This is a genomic window from Sunxiuqinia rutila (genome assembly GCF_050589705.1).
GTDB classification, from domain to species: domain Bacteria; phylum Bacteroidota; class Bacteroidia; order Bacteroidales; family Prolixibacteraceae; genus Sunxiuqinia; species Sunxiuqinia rutila.
The window spans coordinates 24,721-45,670 of sequence record NZ_JBNGOT010000015.1; the positions used below are offsets into that span (position 1 = coordinate 24,721).

The 20,950-nt window shown below is 44.3% G+C and carries 12 protein-coding genes; 1 reads left to right on the plus strand and 11 read right to left on the minus strand.

The annotated features are described in order from the left end of the window. Window positions 1–113 precede the first annotated feature (113 nt). Window positions 114–1,277, minus strand: coding sequence for a DUF4062 domain-containing protein (locus ACRD6K_RS16395; RefSeq protein ID WP_299582979.1), 1,164 nt, complete (start codon window positions 1,275–1,277; stop codon window positions 114–116). Between the two features lie 892 nt (window positions 1,278–2,169). Between ACRD6K_RS16395 and ACRD6K_RS16400 the strand changes: the two genes are divergently transcribed. Next, window positions 2,170–2,919, plus strand: coding sequence for a DUF6261 family protein (locus ACRD6K_RS16400; RefSeq protein WP_430974149.1), 750 nt, complete (start codon window positions 2,170–2,172; stop codon window positions 2,917–2,919). Between the two features lie 109 nt (window positions 2,920–3,028). On the opposite strand, the gene ACRD6K_RS16405 is transcribed toward ACRD6K_RS16400, so the two are convergent. The 10 genes from ACRD6K_RS16405 to ACRD6K_RS16450 form a co-directional block, all read right to left on the minus strand. Further along, on the minus strand, window positions 3,029–3,217 hold the full coding sequence (locus ACRD6K_RS16405) for a hypothetical protein (RefSeq protein ID WP_430974150.1): 189 nt from the start codon (window positions 3,215–3,217) through the stop codon (window positions 3,029–3,031). 44 nt (window positions 3,218–3,261) lie between these two features. Beyond that, window positions 3,262–4,236 (minus strand): alpha/beta hydrolase fold domain-containing protein, encoded by a 975-nt coding sequence (locus ACRD6K_RS16410; RefSeq protein ID WP_430974151.1) that lies wholly within the window; start codon window positions 4,234–4,236, stop codon window positions 3,262–3,264. A gap of 111 nt (window positions 4,237–4,347) precedes the next feature. Beyond that, complete coding sequence (locus ACRD6K_RS16415) at window positions 4,348–5,769, minus strand: hypothetical protein (protein ID WP_430974152.1); 1,422 nt, start codon at window positions 5,767–5,769, stop codon at window positions 4,348–4,350. 97 nt (window positions 5,770–5,866) lie between these two features. Beyond that, window positions 5,867–8,563, minus strand: a complete 2,697-nt coding sequence (locus ACRD6K_RS16420) for a glycoside hydrolase family 2 protein (protein WP_430974153.1) — start codon at window positions 8,561–8,563, stop codon at window positions 5,867–5,869. A gap of 341 nt (window positions 8,564–8,904) precedes the next feature. Continuing rightward, window positions 8,905–11,139 carry a GH92 family glycosyl hydrolase gene (locus tag ACRD6K_RS16425; protein ID WP_430974154.1) on the minus strand — a complete coding sequence of 745 codons (2,235 nt, stop codon included), beginning with the start codon at window positions 11,137–11,139 and terminating at the stop codon, window positions 8,905–8,907. Window positions 11,140–11,156: 17 nt separating this feature from the next. After that, window positions 11,157–12,386, minus strand: a complete 1,230-nt coding sequence (locus ACRD6K_RS16430; RefSeq protein WP_430974155.1) for a hypothetical protein — start codon at window positions 12,384–12,386, stop codon at window positions 11,157–11,159. After that, entirely contained in the window at window positions 12,379–13,677 is a 1,299-nt protein-coding gene (locus ACRD6K_RS16435; RefSeq protein WP_430974156.1) for a hypothetical protein, read from the minus strand. The genes ACRD6K_RS16430 and ACRD6K_RS16435 overlap by 8 nt, the downstream gene beginning before the upstream one ends. A gap of 126 nt (window positions 13,678–13,803) precedes the next feature. Beyond that, window positions 13,804–15,978: a hypothetical protein gene (locus ACRD6K_RS16440; protein WP_430974157.1), complete on the minus strand. Its 2,175-nt coding sequence runs from the start codon at window positions 15,976–15,978 to the stop codon at window positions 13,804–13,806. A gap of 11 nt (window positions 15,979–15,989) precedes the next feature. Further along, window positions 15,990–17,519: a RagB/SusD family nutrient uptake outer membrane protein gene (locus ACRD6K_RS16445; protein WP_430974158.1), complete on the minus strand. Its 1,530-nt coding sequence runs from the start codon at window positions 17,517–17,519 to the stop codon at window positions 15,990–15,992. Between the two features lie 12 nt (window positions 17,520–17,531). After that, the gene (locus ACRD6K_RS16450) at window positions 17,532–20,894 is read right to left on the minus strand and encodes a SusC/RagA family TonB-linked outer membrane protein (RefSeq protein ID WP_430974159.1); all 3,363 of its coding nucleotides are present in this window, start codon (window positions 20,892–20,894) and stop codon (window positions 17,532–17,534) included. Window positions 20,895–20,950 lie beyond the last annotated feature (56 nt).

Genomic DNA, 20,950 nt, shown 5'->3' on the forward strand with positions numbered 1-20,950 from the left:
CAGTTATTCCATATGCCACACAACGGTCACTTGTAAGTTGTCGTTGCGAGAATCCAGCGAACGACACCGCACGAACCCCGCAATGCAATTTACAATTTGTTATGCAAAGTATTTTAATTGTATTTTCTTGTTAGTTTGTCCATTTCTCTATGAAAGATTTCCATCGAATCATCATCTATTTCCAATTTTAATATTGACTCAACATTTACAGATTCTTCTCCATTTTTAATTCTTTCAAGTCCATTATGAATGTCATCTTTTATTTTTTTTGGATATTTCCATATTTGTTCGGCAGCCTTTATTGTATATTGAGCAAAACTGTCTCGTAGTATTTTATATTCGTCTTCAACTGAGGTTGATTTTATGTCATTGTACCAGTTTATCATCTCGCCGTATAGTCTGGCTAAAGCTCCTGCAACATAAAATAGTCCTTTTAAATCTGATGGTACACCAGGTTCTCCATAATATGTTTTAAATGCTTTATTAAAAAGATTATTCCCAGAATCAATAATGTTGTCTAGGGACTGTAAGTTTTGAGTTAACCACTTCTGAAGTTCAATGTCATTATCAATTCTAGTTTTAGATTTAAATAGAATGTGATATTCTAGGTCATATTTTAATTCTTCAAATTTTGTAAGTTCATCCTCCAATGCTTGTGCAAAGAATAAAACTTCAAACATATCTTCACGATTTAGAAGAATATTTATAGCATCTGTGGATAGCTTTTTATAAAAATCAGGAAGATTAGATTTAAATTGAGTCTTTAGATTAAGAGCTTCTTTAAAAAGATAAGAGAACTGTGTTTTGAGGACTTTAATAATATCTTGGGCTTTTTCAAACTCAAAGCACCAATTATTATCTGTTTCCCTTAAGTCTTGAACAAATTCAAATATTTTGGTTGAATCTACACTATCAGAAAAATCTCCATTTTGATTCTTTTTCCAAATTGGTAAGATTGAAATTATTTGTCTGTAAATGAAAATATAGATTGGTATTCCAAGTTTTTTGGCATATAAATATTCAGTATTTGTTATGGATTTCCCATTTTCAATTTGATAGCCATAACGATTACCGACTACTAAAACGAAAATATCTGTATTCTTTTTAACATTTTCAATACAATTCTCAATAGTATCTTTTTGTGGATTGATTGGAAAATCGTGATTTTCTGACAAATAAGGTGTGTATCCTTGGTTATAGAAATAATCAAACAAATCTGCCCTAATCTGTTTTAAATCATAACAAGTAGAACTAAGAAAGATTTTTAATTGACTCATATGTTTTAGCTAATTCTTGGTTTGTTTAATATTTTGCATAACACTTATATCCACAGTCTTGTGGATCTATTTGCTTTAGTTGGATGTATGTTTGTTGGTTAATAGACTGCTTAGGGGTGGTTAATGCGTGTAGACCGGTTCTTTCATTTTTCCTTGGTTTGTCGGTTTATAAATACGTTTGTTTAAATGTAGGAATTTATTGTTTTAAAGCAGGCATTTGATCCGCTGAATTTCGGATTGGATTGAATCGTGCTACTCCTGATATCCGCTAACGCTTAAACGGAGGGAACCCAATCAAGTGCTTTCGCCTGCAAGCCTCGTAAACAGCGGCTTGTCGCAGCCAGCTCCATGGGCAAATACTCATAACTGACTAATTTGAAACCTTCCCGCAGCCGTGCGACAGCCTTTCAAACCTGTTGGATGGCTTGCCGCAGCCGTGCGACAAGGGAACAAATGTTGTGGATGGCTTGGTGCAGCCCTGCGACAGCCTTTCAAACTTGTTGAATAGCTTCCCGCAGTACTGCGACAAGGAAAGAATGTTGTGGCTGGCCTGCCGCAGCCGTGTAACACCCTTTCAAACTTGTTGGATTGCCTCCCGCAGCGCTGCGACATGGGAAAAATTAATGTGGATTGCTTGACGCAGCCGTGCGGCAAGGCTGAAAATCTCCTGGCAGGGCTTCCGCAGTGCTCTGCGTGTAAATCGTACAGCATGCCGAATAGTGCCTAAAAGGTGTCGTAAAGCAAAATGCTGTGTAGCATAATTTTAGGTATTGACTCAGGTAGCCATTTGCCGTAATTTTATTTAACAAAACCGGAATTAGCAAAACGCTTTCCAACACCAAAATTTAAACAACCTTTTAAAACCCATCTATTCATCCTTTAATTAAACCACATGGCTAAAATTCTAACACTTTTATTGTACAAACTCCGCAACGGAGAATACTTTCAATTTATGAGCGACTTTAAAAAGTTGCTCCTGAAACTTAGCCCCGCAGCCTTCCATTCGGAGGCCGAATTTACTGACTTTAACACGGCCTTTACCAAACTCGACGAAGAATTGCGGGTGGACCAGGGCAGCGTATTAACCAAAGAATTACAAAACATAGATCAGGACCGCGACAATATCTGGCGGGCCATCGATATGCGCATCAATGCGACCTTGTTGTGCACCATTGCTGAGGAAGTGGAGGCTGCCAAGCGCCTAAGGCGCCTGTTTGATCTGTATGGCGACCTTCGCCGCATTTCGTATAACGAAGAAACAGCAGGTTTAACGAATTTGCTGGGCGATTTGGCCAAGCCGGGAAATGCCGGTTTTGTGACCACCTGTGGGCTCGACACTTGGGTGACACGCTTAAACGAATTAAATGGAGCTTTTAAGGCGAAACAAAATGAACGCGATACGGAGCTGGCCTATAAAAGCAGTGGAAGCGCCAAGTTAATTCGTCTCGAAATTGATCCGCTGTATAAACTGATGGTTGAACGGGTAAACGCCTTGGTAAGCTTAAACATGCAAACGCCTGAAATTGAGAATTTCATTAAAGAGCTTAACCAAAAAATTAAAACCATGGAGCATACTTTGGCTACCCGTGAAGGTAGAGCCGATAGCGAAAAAGAAGAACCGATCTCATCGGAAGTGGATTAAAAACGATTTCATTTCTAAATTTTGTTTTAAAAGGTTAACAGAAGCATCCTTCCTTCGGGCTGGGTGCTTTTGTTGTTTGTGCCTGTGCCGATAAAAATCAGCCCCCGGCCTACCTTTTGTTTAGGCGCAGCGGAAACGAGGAGAAGGCTGTGGTAATTTCAACACGAAAATTGGAAGAGGTTAACAGCCGTATTTTCCATCCATCCATCCATCCATCCATCCATCCATCCATCCATCCATCCATCCATCCATCCATCCATCCATCCATCCATCCACTGATGGCATAATCTAAAGTCATTCAAACAGCGGGGCTGGAAGCTCAATAGCCAGATCATTGACTTTTCAATGCAAGTATTTCTCAAAGAAGGTGTCCATTTTTAGTTGCGCATAGTCATTTACGCGTTGAACCACATCCATGGCGTGCGGCCAAAGTGGAAAGCGGTAGTACTCGCAAGGCACCCCCAAGCGATCAAGCTCTTCTTTCAGCATGTCCGACTGGCTGGGTGGTAACAACTGATCAGAGGTTCCTTGCAAAATAAGGGTTGGCGGGTCGTCGGCACTCAGGTAGCGTGCTGGCGATGCCTCCCAATACAGTTCGGGCTTGTCGGCATAAGCGTGCCCGATAAAACCGGTTACCAAGGGCTGCGTTTGGGCATACTCAATCCGGAAGTCGACAGGCCCATAGATGTCAACCACGGCTTTGATCGGAAATTTAGCCGGCTTGTCCCCTTCCCGATGCCAGCCATAAGCCGCCAGCATAGCCAGGTGGGCACCAGCCGATCCGCCAATCAAGGCCACCCGCGAAGTATCGTACCCGTAGCTTTCCCCATTCTGAAAAACCCACTGCATGGCATCCTGAATATCTTCCACGCAGGCCGGATAAATGCTGTCTTTCACCAAGCGGTAAGAAACGCTTGCCGTGGCGTAACCTTTCTCGGCGAAGTCGATCAGGTAAGGCAAATAATCGGCTCGTTTTCCGGTGCGCCATCCCCCGCCATGAATAAAGACCAGGAGCGGAGCTTGCTCGTTCAGCTGTTTGGGCAAGTACAGGTCGAGTTGCAATGAGCGCTCTCCCACCCGCTTGTATTCAATGTTTTTGATTTCGTGAACGGCATGGGGCACCGTCGGCTTTCGTTCAACCAAACTTTCCAAACCAACCCCTACGGCCAGGTAGTCGAGTCGTTCAAAATGATAACCAACCGGCGCTCGATCAGGATACAGCCAGCCCAACAAACGCGGCGAACTCATCATGAAAACAAACAGCAGCACCAGCGTAAGTACCACCTTAAACATCCGTTTTACCCAAAAATTCTTCATGCCAAAAAAGGAGTCGATTAAACACCAATTCGATATACGAATAATAAAAAGCGAGGGTTAACCCCTGTTTTTGGCGTAATCATTAAAGAAGAATTAAAAGCAAAGTCATCGCTAGGAATAGCTCGCTACCTTGGAGCGCTCAAGCTTGGCATCACCAAACCACCTTTTCAATAAGACCGTCAAAACCACAGCCTCCGAAAAGAAAATCAGGTCAACGGCAAATCGTCCAAACACAACCTGCATAAACGATAGCCCGTCAATATTTAAGCGTTCAGGATGAAGTGCCCAGCGTCCAAATGAAATCAGCATACACGCCCAGATCAACAGCAGCAACAGGTTGCGGACAAGTCGTTCGTTTTGCTTGTAATAGCTCACCAACAAACCAACATTGGCAGTCAGTAAAAATACAAACAAGAAGTACATGGTGAATGGCGTCCACATATTGGTATCCGGGTAAAAGTCCCGTATCAAGTCGATTGCGGCATGGCAAAAGGTCAAGGTAATTCCGAGTTGCCAAGCTGCCCACGGGAACTTTAAAGCAATAAGAATCAGAATCAATCCAAAGAAAGCATAGTTGACCAAAATCGTGGCGATGGTTCTCAAACCAACCATCACAAAAGAATCTGTGCTGGAAGCTCCATCTGCAAAGGGTTCCAAGGTATAAGGCACCAGCCAATAGATCAGCAAACCAGCCCCCAAGCCAATCAACAGCTCCTGGTAAACCCGTCCATGTTGATTTTCAAAGGTTGACTTTTCCTGGGCAAGCTCCTGAATCATCGTGCGACTTAACCAAGCTGCAAAGCCCAAAGCTGCCCCAAGCAAAGCACCAAACGAAAACTCCATGGCTTTCCACCAATCATGGTAAACCACAGTGTCTCCCAACTTGCCACCAATAACAAACCAGAAACCTCCGAGGCCAAAACCTAAACCACCGCCTAAGAGTCCCCACAAACTAAAGCGGGTTACCAACTGACGGCTTACCGTTGGCAGTTTGAAACGCAGGTAAATAAACATGGCGATTCCACCCACCAACAGGGCAGCCCACGACTCGGGGCGTGGTTTCTCCGGATAAGAAAAATACAAAACCATGGGATCGTTAATCAGTTTAAAGCCAATTACCATTCCGACAAACAGCCACAGGTAGGCATAAAGCAGCGTTTTCAAGGGAATTTGCCGGTGTAAAAATCCCAAGGAAAGGATCATACCGCCAAGGAATCCCCAGGTAGCTCCTTTCACCGTGGTGCCAAAGGTCCCCCACCAAACCGTGTCCATGTTTCGCAAAAAACCGAGTGTTTGGCCATAGGTCATCTCGCCACCAATCCCCACGCCAGCCACGCCAAACACGACCACCAACGCCGAAAAGGTTCTGGGCAGTTCAAGCAGTAAACAAATGCTGAGGGCTACCATAGCCCCGGGAATCATTGCTCCATAAGGGCCACCACCAATATGTCCGCGCAGGCCCCATCCCAGCGACATGGCCAAGGCCGGCAATAGAATAAACATCCACTTTTTATACGCTCTATTTTGTTCCATGATCTTTCAATATTTGGGTTTTACCATTTATTATTGATCCGTTAGACTTTCAGACGTTAGATTTTCATCCATTTATATTCTTTCCAGACCGAAGGCGTTAGAGACTTACTTCATCGACATTCCACGCCTTCACCTTTAAAGTGGGCTTGCCCGCATTGGAATTGCTCAGTGAATAACGAGCCGTGTAGGTACGTTCTTCTCCCGGAAGCAAGGTGCAATAATTGTCGCTCCAGTACACAGGCAGTATCGGTTGCTCCGACTGCGGATCCAACAGATCGAAATAAGTAAAGAAAGCAATCGTGTTGCCCGGATTTTTAAGGGTTAGCTTCACCACACCGTTTTTGCCCTCTTTGGTGTACAGGTAATCGTACTTCAGCTGCACCTTTCCCAGCTGGTCAAGCGCAGTGAAATCGGCGTAGCCTTTGGGAGGCGTGTAGTAAGGCCATTCCAACTTTTTGGCCGCCTCATAATCCAGCTCATCTTCTTTGAGCGACAACCAATACAAGTTGTTATCCACTTCCTCCTGATCCTTGTTGTAAACTCGCAGATCAAGGAACCAAACGTCCGTCCGGCTTTTAATTTCCGGCAACTGGTAAATCTGCTTCGACGTATTCGTCGCAATGGATCCGGTCCAGCTATCGGAGAAAATCTCCTTCGACTGAATATCAAAGGCGCGTATTTTTACGGTCACCTCTTCAGCGGCATTCAACTGCTCATTTGCCAGGTAAATATCGTCGAAACCATAGCGGTAAATGGCATGCAGCGGATTACAAGCTTTCCGCACACCATAAAACGAACCATTTGGCTGCAAATAGGTATCATACAATTGCCAGTACAGCTCCGGCCAGGCCGAATTCAACATCCACTGTACCAAGCCGGTACTTTTAGGTTTGTGCGCAATAAAAGCTTCAAACATCGGCCGCATCAATTCATAGTTACTTACCTGCGATTTAAATGCGAATTCCTCAACACTGTGCGACTCGCCATAGCGCTCGTTCATGGCCTTGCGGAAACGATCCAGCGTTTTAAACGCATTTCGCCCGGTATGGTATTCCCAGTACGTGGTGTCAATGGGCCACAAACTTTCCTCTGGCAACATTCTTTTTAAAGAAGACAAAGGCGGAATGCTTGGCCCGGGACAGGTTTCGGAATTGAACCCATAACCACCACCCAGCAAGCTATCGGTAAACCAATAAACAGGAGGCGTATACGCATAGGGGCCCAACATCTTCATGCCTGTGGGACCGCTGATGTCACTCACCAAGGGGACTTCAGCAACAATGTTGTTATCCTCGGTTCCGGCCCCTCCAGCCGAAGTGACATACGTCCGCGAGGGATCATATTTCTTGAATAATTCGATGTATTGGTGTTCCAGTTTAGGTGCAGGTAGCTTATCGCTTCCCAACATCCACACGTATATACTCGGATGATTGCGCAACCACAATAGTTGATCTTTCCACATGGCCGCCATCAATTCAATATCCTCATCCGACACTGCTCCGCCATACTTCTCGTGTGTTGGTTTAAGCAAGTACTCCTCCCACTCCCAATGGCAATTCCAGCCAATCATCACCAAAATACCATACTCATCACATAGGTCATAAAGCCCTTCGGTCTTTCCCCAGAAACCTTCGCAACGAATGCTGTTCAGGTTCATATGGTGAACATACTTAAGCTGGGCTTCCACCGACTCTTTCGTATCTTGCAGCAGAAGGTCATCGACCCAACCGCCCCCTTTGGGCAACACAAACTTTCCGTTCACCTCAAACACCCGGTTCTGATCATCATTCAAATAGCTATCAATTTCCCGAATGCCGTAACGACTACTCACCTGATCCACCAAGGACTTGTCGGAAATAAAATCAACTTTCAACCGATACAAGTTGGGATCGCCCATGCCATTGGGCCACCACAACTTTACATCTTGAACAGCCAGTTGCTGAAAGTCTTCCGGGCTAAAACGGCACGAACGACTTTCACCCGCCTTAACCGTGACCGCCTGCTCAACGACTCCCAGCTCATAATCAACCCGCAAAACGCCTTGCTGATCCTTCTCCGAGCCATTTTCCAGCTCCACTTGGATGAAAAGATCGGCTGCATCCAAACTTTCCTTATCAACCTTGGCATACACAAAAGGACTGCGAATTTTCACGCCTTCATTCACTTCCAGAAAAACCTCACGGAAAATTCCCAGGTTTCGATCGCGTGGCAAAGGATTCCAATCAACAAAGCCAATTGAATATTCACCATCAGCATGTTGCCACATTTTCAAGGCAAGCGTATTTTTTCCCGGCTGCACATAGTCATTTATGTTGAAAGTAAACATGCGGTAAGTGCCGGCAAATTCATCCTTCCCAGCCACCTTCTGCCCGTTCACCCAAAGATCAGCCCGGTAATTGATTCCGTTAAACCGAAGAGAAATCAGCTTTTCCAAATCATCGCCGTACAGCTCAAACGAAGTTCGAAACCACCACGGTTTTTGAAACTGCGTCGGATCAACCTGTTGCATATTAATTCCAAAATAAGGATCTTTAATTTTCCCGGTTGTGGCCATGCTTCCTAAAACCGTTCCTGGCACAATAGCTTCCAGCCAATTGTCGTCATCGTAGTTGTTTTGAGAAATCAGGCTTTCATCTGCTTCTGTCAACTTTTCGCTGGACTGCATGGTCCAGTTAGCATTGAGGTTTTCAACTTTGGAAGTAAGTGGATACTCCGGACTGGAACAAGAAAACAATCCCCAAGTTATAAGTCCGGCAATAAGAAGATGCCCAAAAAAAGAGTTAAGCCTTTTCATAGATGGTGTCGTTAGTTTTTAATCGTGTCAAATGTCTTTATCACTCATACTAACAAAACAAGGATATACGACCCAAAAAAACTCCATGTATTTTACTCATTTTAAAACAAATATTAACCGAATATAACTTCTCCTCGCCAGCAACTAATTATATTCGGTTAATATTCCAATACCAACTTCCTGGATCCAAAAGCCTGGCCTAACCGACTCCTGGATGGTCCCGGAATAGCAGGAAGGCATAAAATGTAAAAAGACCGCGAAAGGCGGTCTCTTTAAAATTTAAAGCATGCCACTTTAAAAAGTATTATCATTTAAAACACTTCAGAAGGACATAAAATCGTTTATTCAACTCCCCACGAACGGTTCGCTTTTGGACCCATTTCGAAGACCAACTTCCCTCCACTCAAAATAGCCTCGTGTAGAATTTCGGGCTTCACCAAGGCCTGCCCATCCAAACTAGCTGACTGAATATACTTATTCTCCGATGATGCCTGAGGTGCACTTATCTCAAATGTTTTACCATTTCCTAAATCAATTGTCACCTGTTCAAACACCGGGCTACCAATCGAGTAAGTAGTCAATCCGGGGGTTACCGGATAAAAGCCCATGGCTGAGAAAACAACGAAGGCCGACATGCCTCCCCCATCTTCATCGCCCGGAACGCCCATCAGGTCATTGCGAAACCACTCGTGCAACAGCTTACGCAAGCGCTTTTGGGTTTTCCAAGGTTCACCGGCATAGTTGTACAGGTAAGGAACATGCAGCGAAGGCTCATTCGCCATCGAAAACTGTCCAACATTCCCGGTATGATCGGGCAATTGCGCATAAAATGCATACTTACTTCGTCCTAAAGGCTCAGTAAACATTTCATCCAAACGATTGATGAAATTCGTTTTTCCGCCCATCAGTTCAATCAAGTCGGGGATATTGTGCTGAACATCCCAGCGATAAACCCAGGCATTATTCTCGCCATAATACTTCCGGGCTCCCATACCCCCCGAAAATTTATAATCAAATGGCTCAATAAACTTCCCAACCTTATCTTTCGGATGAAAGAAGTCGGTTTGGGAATTGAACAGATTACGGTAATTGAAGGAAGCTTCTTTAAATTTTTGGGCATCTTCTTCTTTTCCCAGGATCCGGGCGATCTCAGACAAACACCATTCATCATACGAAGTTCCCAGGGTAACCGCAACCGGCTGACGACTCTCAAAGTCATGCACCTCCGGAATTGTTTCCTCCTCCCCTTCGTACAAGGCTGGAATATAGCCGTGATCTTTATAAAACTGGTCGAGTTCTCCGCCCGGCATGCCCGACCACGGAGCCAAAGTTTTCTCGGTTATTGCTCCTTTGCAGGCCAGGTAAGCTTTCTCTAAATCGAAGTTCCGCAATCCTTTTTGATAGGCATCAATTACCGAAGCAACGCCATGATTTGAATTCATCCGACGGCTATCACCCGTGATCTCAGGGAAAGTAGGCCACCAAAAGTTATCCATCTGCTCCGACATCAATACAAAAGAATGCAAAATATCTTCTTCCACTTTCGGATCGAGCAAAATCCGCAAAGGATGGTGTGCCCGATACGAGTCCCAAATCCAGTCGTCGGTATAAAATGGCCGACCGGCATCAGCATGCACCTCACCATCAAAAGCACTGTAGTAACGGCCATCTTCTGAAATGCACACCGGACGCTCGTAGCAACAATACAGCGACGTGTAAAAGACAGTCCGATCATCTTCTGTGCCCCCGGAAACCTGTATTTTACCTAGAGCTTTGTTCCAAACGTCGCGTCCTTGCTCCTGCAATTGAGCCACCGTTTTGCCGGCCACCTCACGGGTTAAATTGGCCTTAGCCTGCGCTTCATCAATAAACGAAATTCCATAGTGCATTCGAAGCTGCTTGGTTCCCCGAGGGTACTTCAGCACCAAACAAGCATCCCGGCCTTCCACTTCTTTCCCGGCATGCAAGCTGCCATCAACCAGCGATCCCACTATTTGAGGCATAACCTCCGGCTCTAAATAGAGATACACTTTTGTATTATTCTCGATAAGTTGATAGCCGCTTAAAGCTTTTCCATCCCAGCTCATAGCTCCATTGCCCGAGTTCAGAATCAGATAAGCCGGTGCATCCTTCATAAACTTGAACTCGTAGGCCGCCGACTGATGTGACAAGCCAAAGTCAACTTGTACTTGCTGTTCATCCAAAAAAACTGAATAAGAATAAGGAGTCAGCTTTTCCTGATCGTAACTAAAGTTGATCACCGGAGCTAAATCCTTCTCCTCTCCCTGAAAAGGGCTCAGGTTAAACGCCGAACTGCCCCGATGGCTGGTCACCACCAAAGGCAATCCCTTCAACCTGATTTCGGTATAATCACGACGTTCAGGATACACACGCAGCATACTGTTGGGCAAATGAATGGTTGGGAAGGTAGGCACCAACAGGTGACTGATATTCCCCATGTACGGATTGACATAGTCAACGGGGGAATTTTCTGACTCATCCCCATTGTTCGGAATTGAACACGACACACCAAAGGCCAAAACGGCCAAGGCTATAAGGTTAAAAATTTTTCTCATCGGTTTAATCTTTGGGCTTAGTTATTCCAGACTTGCTTTATTGGAGCTTCCAAATTAGCACCTTTTGGGCAAAACTCCCGATCATTTGCTTTAAAAATTCGTCGGGAACCATCTCCTGGTGTCAACACTCGAACGCCGGGCATCTGTAAATAACCATTGGGAGCATTCTTCTGAAGCCACTGATAAGCATAAGCCATCCACGCTGACTGATCTTCAAGCGACAGCATGCTAAACCAGGTAATTTCGTCATACCCCCACACAAAGTGCGACGTGGTATCCGCAATTCCGGGCGCCCGACTAATTCCAAAATTATCGAACTCAACGAGGTAAGGCAAGCTCTCAGAGTGCCAACCACTGGGCGCTATTCCCCCTTTGCTTTTGGTGTACAAAGCATCTAAATGCCCTACTTCCAAAATGCCTTCCATGGGTTTTCCTGCAAGCTCCTTCACCCGTAACGGAAAAGAATGGAAATCCAGTAGCAGACGACCATCAACCACCACGCCCTTATTGGGAGTGTGCGCATCAAACAACAGGTATTTTCTTCGGGCATGAGTCGACGCATAGGTTCGAACCTGATCCAACAATTGCTGAAACTGAGCATGGTTCGTATCATTCATTCCAATCAAGGCAATCTGTCCCCAATGAATCGCTTCAAATCCGGCATCGATATACATGGTTGCTAAAAAGTAAAACCAATATTGAGTTTCCAATTTGGTTAAATCAGGCACACTGCAGCCTGCTCCCCATAAATCGACATAACGGCCGGAATCGTCCAACATCGCATCATAATTGAAATTCCGATGCACAGCTTCATGCCCAAAAGCTTCAAACACACGAACTGGAATCGGGACCTGATTCACTTGCCGGGATACAGCCTCAAAAATAGCTGCCTGAAAAATGACATCACCATCCTTCTCGTGAACCCGCTCAATCGTCTCCTTCATGTAATTCTGAAACTCAGGCTTGTTTAATTGATCCTCGTTTCCCCAGCGAAAAGCAGCCCGTCCGACAAACTTCGCGCCAATGCTCTCCAAAAACCGGACATCATCGTCTTTACAGGGATTATAACCATCTTGTGCCAGCTCTGCTTTTACACAAAATTCAGACATGGTTACTGCTCTGGCTAAGTAGTTTCGCAGAACAGGTTCAGAAATACTTCCTTCAAAAAAATAGGGATCAGCCTGTTTTTCAGCTCCTGCGCAGCCCATCAACAGCAAAATCGCCAGCAATCCTACCAACTTATTCATCGTCACTCCAAATTTGTTTGATTGTTTCCTCCTGACTGTAACCATGCTCAAAACCGGCCGTCTTCCTATTGGCACGATAACGTTCATTCCATGAACCGGCATAAGGAACCACCTTTCGGTTTCCAGGCATTTGCAGGTTGCCGATGGGATCATATTCTTCAATCCAATCCCAGGCATACTTTAAGAATTCATTTCGGTAATCTTCTGGCTGGAGGCTAAACCAGGTAATTTCATCGTAGCCCCACACCCAGGTAGAACTTAACTTTGCCTCTCCCGGAAAGCTGGAAATTCCAAAATTATCGAACTCCACCAAATAGGGCAAGTTTTCACTCTCCCAACCACTTGGAGTTGTTCCTCCTTTGCTTCGGCGATAAAAAGCATCTTCGTAGTAAAGCACCAGCTCGGCCTCCTGCGGCTTTCCGTAGATCTCCCGCATCCGAAGTGGAAAACTGTGAAAGTCCAACAACAAGTTTCCATCTACAACAAGCCCACCACTTGGCACATGCCCATCAGAAAGAATAAACTTTCGACGTGCATTTTCCGATGCGTAATCACGTACACGGGTCAGCACATCGTTCCAACCTTCGTAGTTGTTGTTTTTGTCAGCCATGGCATCCAGTTCAACTTGCCCCCAATGAATAGCTTCAATTCCGATATCGATGTAGTTTTTCGCTAAAAAATAGAACCACATCCGGGTTTCCAACCGACTCACATCCGGGACGCTAGCCCCATCAGCCCATTGATTCACAAACTTGCCCGATGTGTTGATCATCTTTGAATAATCAAACATGCGATCCTCAACATCCAAATTGAAGGCTTCAAAAACCCACGCCGGAATGGCAATTTCATTCACCTTTGTGGTAATAATTTCGAAAATACAAGCCTGGAAAATCAAATCACCATCCAATGCATGCATCTGCTCCAAACGCTGTTTGGCTTTCGCAAAAAAATCCGGATTGGCTGCTTTATCCTCCGAGCCCCACATAAATATTGACCGCCCAACAAACTTAGCGCCCATGTCAATAAGCATGCGTTCATCGTCTTCCCGCTGGGGAATTGCAGAGTCGTAGATAAACTCATCAGCTGTGAGGAACTCCGCCATGGTGATCGAACGACTTAAATAACTTCGAAGCACATTCTCGGGCATACTTCCGGAAAAGGCATAGCTTCGTTCAAAAGTTGTTGGATTTTCATCATCCGGATCATCGGGCAGCGGACTTGGATCGTCACCACAAGCCAGGAATCCAGGAACCAATAACAGCAACAGTAAATATTTCCAATGTTTTTTCATAAATACCTTTCATTTGAGACTTGCTTCTGCCACAAGTCTTTGTTAAAGATTATGCACCAAACCAGATGTGTTGGTGCATAATCGACTACGCTACTCTTTCATTAAAATCGAAAGAAAATGACTTCATCAGTTACAACGAACTAAGCTTTCGAAATCAACGGCATCTTCGTTGCTTCGTTTTAATACAATTACCACTTCGTCATTCTGAATTACGCCATCATCATAGTATTCTCTTATTCTACACATTCCAGGCCCATTGCCATTTGTTTCATTGGCAATCCATCCATTCTCTACAATCTCAATCCGGTCGCCTCCAATAAAGCTCAGCTGATCCAATCCTCCAAGGCTATTGACAAACGGATTATACTTGATTATCAAGTTTCCTCCAATGTAATCCAGTCCCGGATTCATTGTCGTAAAATTCCACAGCTTATTGCCTTCACTTCCGCTATTTTCAACATGAAAATCACCACCGACATAAACCAGGCTTTGCAAACCAATTCCTCCGTCAATAAACTGAGGACAGTCCTTGACGACGACACTTCCGTAAACGGAATCAATTTTAGTCAAGGCATCAGGTGCCCAATTGAAAGGCATTTGTGGTAAATTTTCAAGAACCAAGTCACCATGGATCACGTCCATGTGTTTAAAGCCATTGGGATTATTCATGCTCGCATTGTTACGCAATTCAATATTCCCTTTAAATTCTATTAACTCAAAGAAATTTTCGGTGGTCGTGAGTGCCGTATTCTCAATCCGAACATCCCCCATCACCACTTTTACTTTCTCGGCGATTGAGCCAATGTAGTCAATGCTTCCTCCCTCAATGATCAAATCCTGAATGGTATCATTGGCCGGTTGAAACGTATCAACTTCTCCCTGACTACTCAAACTATACGAAGTAAACTGAGGCACATCACTTCCATCACACATTTGCAAGGCATTAAAATCGATGTAATTCTCTTCTCCCGAGCGTTTCAGTTGAATAACCGAAGCGGCAATCTTGCCTTCAGCCCACTTTTCTCGCAACAGGCAGAAGCCGGGGCCATCATCACCGGAGTAATTAGGAATACCGCCATTGTCCACAATGGTAATGCTATCACCGCCCAAATACTCCAGATTTTGGAATCCATCGAGGCTATTGACCACTTGGTTTCCTGTGAAAGTCAGGTCGCCACCAATGTATTTAATTCCAGGATTCATGGAGCCTAAGTTCCAAAGATCACCCCCACTGCCAGAAATTTCAAAATCGCCAGCCACATAAACCAAGCTTTGCAAACCAATAGCTCCGGAAATAAACTGAGGACAGTCGCGGATAATCAGGTCTCCGTAAACTGAATCGATTTTTGTAAAGGCATCAGGAGCCCATGCAAACGGCAGCTTAGGACAATTATCCACCACCAAATCTCCATTAATTCGCTTGGTATTTTTAAAGCCATTCGGGTTGTTCAGTTCCGGGTTGTCCAACAGGTAAACACTGCTATCTGCCCGAACAACATCGAAGAAGCCTTCTGTTGTTGGCACCGAAGTATTTTGAATGGTAATTGTTCCTTTAACCACCTTCACTTTTTGTGCAATCGAGCCGATGTAGCCAATATCAATTCCTCGGATGGTCAGGTTACCAATGGTATCCTTGGCGGGTGTAAATTGATCAATCGCAGCCTGCGAAGTCAAAACATAATCGATGTAACCGCTCTGACGAGCAATGGAACCAATCATGCTGACATCTGAAACTGAACTCGGATGGTTGTTACTCAACGTAACTTTTCCTTCGAGCACTCCCGCATTGTATAGATTCAACAATCCGCAAAAGCTTCCTTCCTCAATGGCACAATCTTTATCCTCACCAAGCTTGTCATTATTGCGAATGATCAGTTCTCCCTTCACAAACTCGAACGAGTCAAATCCTGAGATATCTTCCAGGTTGTCGTTGTTATCAAACTCAACACTTCCGCCTAAAAATTTCAAGGACGGAACTTCGGTAAACCGAGTCAATGCAGGGTTATCTTTAACTACTAAAGCCACCCGCACAGCACTTAAATTCGGCAAATCAACATTGGTAATACTTGTATTTTCAACAATTAACGTGTTCACAACCTGAACAGAGACCGCAGAAAGATCGGTAATTCCTTCTCCTGATATTTTCAGCACATCAATCTCCCGAGGATAATTAAAGCTATTCACCTCTTCCTGACTGGTTAAGGAAACCTGAGTTCCTTGCGAAAATTCATCTTCTTTACAACTGTATTGCCCCACCACAAATGCCAAAAGCAGCAGGCCACTTATTATCTTGTTTTTCATTGGTTCTTGTGTTATTGGTTTAAATCAGTTTCTCTTTGTGGTATCGGGAAAAAGTTGGCATAGTTAGCATCAACAGTCTTATTCGTGATTTCTTCAACCACGCGGTTGGTTCGTCTCAAATCGTACAAACGGTGTCCTTCAAAAGCCAACTCATACTTCCGTTCGTTCCACACTGCTTTTCTAAAATCATCCAACGACAAACCCGTATCCAACTCGTCGAGTCCGGCCCGCGAGCGCACCTGGTTAACCCAATGGTAGCCCTCTTCGGTATTGCCACAAGCCTCGGCATACAATAAGGCCACATCAGCAAAACGAATGAAGTAAGGATTGGCACTGGTTTTTGTTCCGTCTGATTCAGGATCGGAATACTTCCGGCAAAACGGATAATAGAAAGCGCTCAAAATCTGATCTTCGCTATCGATATTCGAGGGATGATATTCAGCCAGTAATGAACCATTGGCATCGTATATTTTTGATACGAACAAATCCTGACGTTTATCGTTTTCAGCATAACTTTTATAAAAGGTTGAATCGGTCCGGAAAACGGCCCAGCTTTGATTGTTTACCATGGGGTACACATTCCCCACCATATCCAGCTCACTGCTTACATACACCTTGGGCAAACTAATGACAAACATTTGAGGCATCTGCGAAAAGTTGCCTTCTTCACCACTTAAAAACCGTTTTTGCGAAAGCATAAAAATATGCTCCGGACTCGTTTCATGGTTATCAACTTCGTACAGTCCCAATAAATCCGGGTCAAGTCGATAATCACCCTGCCCTTCAACAACCAGCTGTCCGTATTTCTTTGCTTCGGCATACATGGTCTCATAGTCCGCAACCCAGTCATAGCCTTCTGCTCCGGTCATTTTAGACGAAGCCAAAGTAGCATATACCTTTGTCAGCAAAGCCTGAGCAGCCACCCGGTCGGCCCGCCCCTGTTGCTTGCGCACACTCATCAAATCAGCGGCTTTTTCCAAGTCTTCAATAATGAGAGCATACACCTCTTCAATCGAAGAAAAATCAACTTTAACGTCATTGATGTCAGCCACAACTTTAGTTCTCACTGGCACTTCGCCATAAGTTCGAACCAGATAGAAGTAGTTAAAAGCTCTCAAGAAATAAGCTTCTCCCATGTATTGATCCCTTACACCATCCTGGATGGACTCAATTTTTGGAATATTCTCCAAGACAGAGTTGGACCGGGCAATGGACAAATAGCAATATTTAAAGAAGCCTGAGATAACCGTATTCGAAGAGGTAAACGTCCAGTTGAACATCTCAATACGATAAGCCTGCTCTCCTTTTCCATAAGTAATCATCTGGTCGGTAGTCGCATCGGCAATATCAAAAATGAACCGCGATCCATATTCAATGTAGTTCAGTGGATCATACGCATAAAGCAAAGCGGAAAGCGCATCATCTGCCGATTCGAAAAAATTGTCGTTGGAGTAAACTCCGTAGGGATTCTCTTCCACCCAGCTTTCGCAAGATGAAAAAAACACGATTCCAAGAATTAGAATGACTATTTTATTTCTCATTGTTTCGTTGTTTTAGAATTTAGCATTGATTCCTAAAGTAAAAGCACTTACCCTTGGATAAGGATTTCCGCCAATACCATTTTCGCCCACTTCGGGATCATATTCACTTGTATTTGAAATGGTAAACAAGTTGGTTGCATTGGTATAAATTTTAGCTTCCTTAAAGAAACCCAGAAAGTTCCGTTTAAAATCATAGCCCAGCGTCACATTTTGAAGACGCAACAAAGAACCGTCCTCAACAAACCAGTCCGAAATTTTATATTGTCTTCCGGAACGCAAGCTTGGACGATCGTTATTGGGGTTAGTAGGAGTCCAGCGCCCTTCCACTAATCTTGGAGTGGTTAATTTACGAAGTGAAAAGATATCATTGCCATACACGCCGTAGAACATCATACTTAACGAAAGTCCCGACTTATGACTTAAATTCAGGTTTAAACTTCCCGTAAAATCCGGATTCGGATCGCCAATAATCGTCCGGTCGGCTGAAGTAATCTCACCATCGTTATTCAAATCCACATAGTTGTATTCTCCGGGTTGAAGCAGCTCACTTTCTTTAGTGCCATCCTGAATAATGCCATCGACCTTATAGCCATAAAACACGTTGATGGGTTTGCCAATAGCCAGCACATTCACCACCTGGTCAGTTCCGAGCACTCTTCGTGAGCCGTAGAATGTATATTGATTACCATACTCGTCAACATTGTAGCCGGCACCTTCTTTGGTTCCTATGTTAACCACCTTATTCTTGTTCTTGTAGAAAATCAGATCGGCTGAAAAGTTGAAATCTTTTCCACGAATAATGTCGCCGGACAATGACAATTCAATCCCTTTGTTTTGAACCTCTCCATCATTTATCCAGATTTCATCGAACCCGGTGTTTGGTGGCAAAAACTTCTTCCGCAAAAGGTCGGTTGTTTTCTTGCTGTACACATCCATCACCACATTCAAACGTTGATCGAAAAAGGACATGTCCACCCCAAGGTTTGCCTGAGCTGTTTGCTCCCAACCTAGACTTTTATTCGCAATTCCGCCCCACTCGGCAAAACGCCCGCGCGATGCAATGTAACCGATTCCGTTGATGATCTTTTCTTCACCATCGGTGTAGTAATAACTCTCTCCAAAACGCTCATAAGTTAAGCCTGAAGGAATTCCCTGGTTTCCGGAAATACCATAGCTTGCACGAAACTTCAGGTTATCAAAAACGCCCAATGCTTTAATCATGTCCTCCTCTGAAGCTCTCCAACTAAAAGCCCCCGATGGGAAATACGCCCAGCGATGGTTTCCGCCAAACTTTGAAGAACCATCTAATCGAGAAGTAAATGTAAACAGGTATTTGTTGTTGTAGGAATAGTTGATCCGGTTGATTCCAGACAATAGTTTAGGTGAACCGTAGCCATTGCCCAAGTATTTGATTGACCCGGCCGACAAGTTTTCTTCACGCAAAATATCGTTGGTAAATTCGCGGCTCTCTAAAAATGAACTTCGATAGGTATCATTTTCGTACGATACTCCAGCCATTACCGAAAAGTTGTGCTTTCCAATAGCCTCTTCGTAAGTCAGGTAAGTATCACCAACCACGGCATCATTTGTCGTCATAGTCAAAGTTCCCCGCCCATGATTCTGATCTCCTTCTTCGGTATAAATAATCGGGTAAAAAGATGTTGCCATATAACTCACATGACGGTAATTTAGCTGAGTGGTATGCCGGAATTTTCGACTGATCTCCCAATCAAACTTAAGCTGAGCAAACTGCTCTTTGGTCTTATTGTAACTAGTGCGCTCATTGAGCAAAGCCACTACGTTGCCATAATCTTTGGAATAGCTTTTAAAATAAGAACCATCCCCTGTATAAACCGGGAAGATTGGATTTCGGCCATAATTCAGACCGCCATTTCGGTTCCGATTGCCTGACACCATTCCAAACTTCGTTTGAACTTTTAGATTATCAAGCAACTGATGCTCGACCACCACATCGGCACTGAATTTATTGTAGTCATCTTTTACCTGCATCCCTTCTCCCTGGTAGTACCCAACATTGAGGAAAAAGCTGGTTTTATCGTTTGAGCTTTCCACGCCAACATTGTATTCCTGGTTCAAAGGCGTACGAAAAACGTAATCGGTCCAATCGGTGTAATAAGGCCAGGCACCACTTTCCAACTGCTCAACAGACGGATAATAAATCCCCAGCGTGTTTCTCGCACCACGATAAAGTGGCTCAAGCCCTTGGTTGATAAACGCCTCATTCTCAAGCTTCGCCATTTTCACCGGGTCTTTCCAATAATCCAGCTCATCGCTGAATTGCGAAATACTTGTTTTTGTATTGAAAAAGACATTGGTTCCTCCAACGCGGCCTCTTTTTGTTGAAACCAAAATGACTCCGTTTGCCCCTTTTGAGCCATAGATCGCTGTTGCCGAAGCATCTTTCAAAACTTCAATGCTGGCAATATTGTTTGGGTTGATCATATTCAGGCTTCCTGCATCGCCCATCGGAAAACCGTCAACCACCACCAATGGCGCTTTGGATCCGTTGATTGAACTGGCTCCACGTACACGAACCGTTGCTCCCCCTTGAGGATTATCATCCGACGGGTTGATAATTTGAACCCCTGCAATTTTCCCCTGCAAAAGTTTTTCAACAGAACCGGAAGGCGTCACCTTAATATCATCGGCCTTAATGGAAGCAACACTTCCCGTCAGGTCACTTTTTTTCATGGTTCCGTAGCCCACGGCAATCACCTCTTCAATTCCAATGGCCTCTTCTTTCAACACCACATTGATCGATGTTTTCCCTGAAACAGCAACACGCTGGCTTTCCATCCCCACAAACGAAAACAACAGGTGAGCTTTGGATGGAACCTCATTCAAAGAGAAATTTCCTTCGGTGTCGGTTATGGCTCCTTTGGTTGTTCCTTCAATAACGATGGTCACTCCCGGCAGTGGCTGTCCCGAGGCATCGGTTACCTGACCCGAGACCCTTCTGACCTGCTGAGTGGCATCTGCATTCTGGTCGTCCGAAAGGATTACGATTGCCTTCCCTTTTACCGTGTAAGTTAATCCCTCATTGTAAAGAACTTTCCCTAGAATTTCGGTAACCAGCTCCTCTTTAAAACTTCCAGAGATCCGACTTTTCGTACTCACCAATTTATCCTGGTAAATAAATGAAAACTCACTCTGTTCTTCCAAAGTTTGGAGTACTTCTTTCAAGGTTTTATCTTCAAATTGAAAGTTTAATCGCTTCGTTTGCGCATGAGAAACGGAGGCATAGGAGTTCATTAAAAGCCCCAAAATAAGAACCAGTTGGAATTTCATAATCAGAAAAATTTTCCATCGCAGGAAAGGCATTCCTCTCCCATTGATGCATCTGTTTTTTTTCATACTTTTGTTTTAAGTTTTGTCATTAATATTGCGTTAATACAAACTGTTTTAATGGG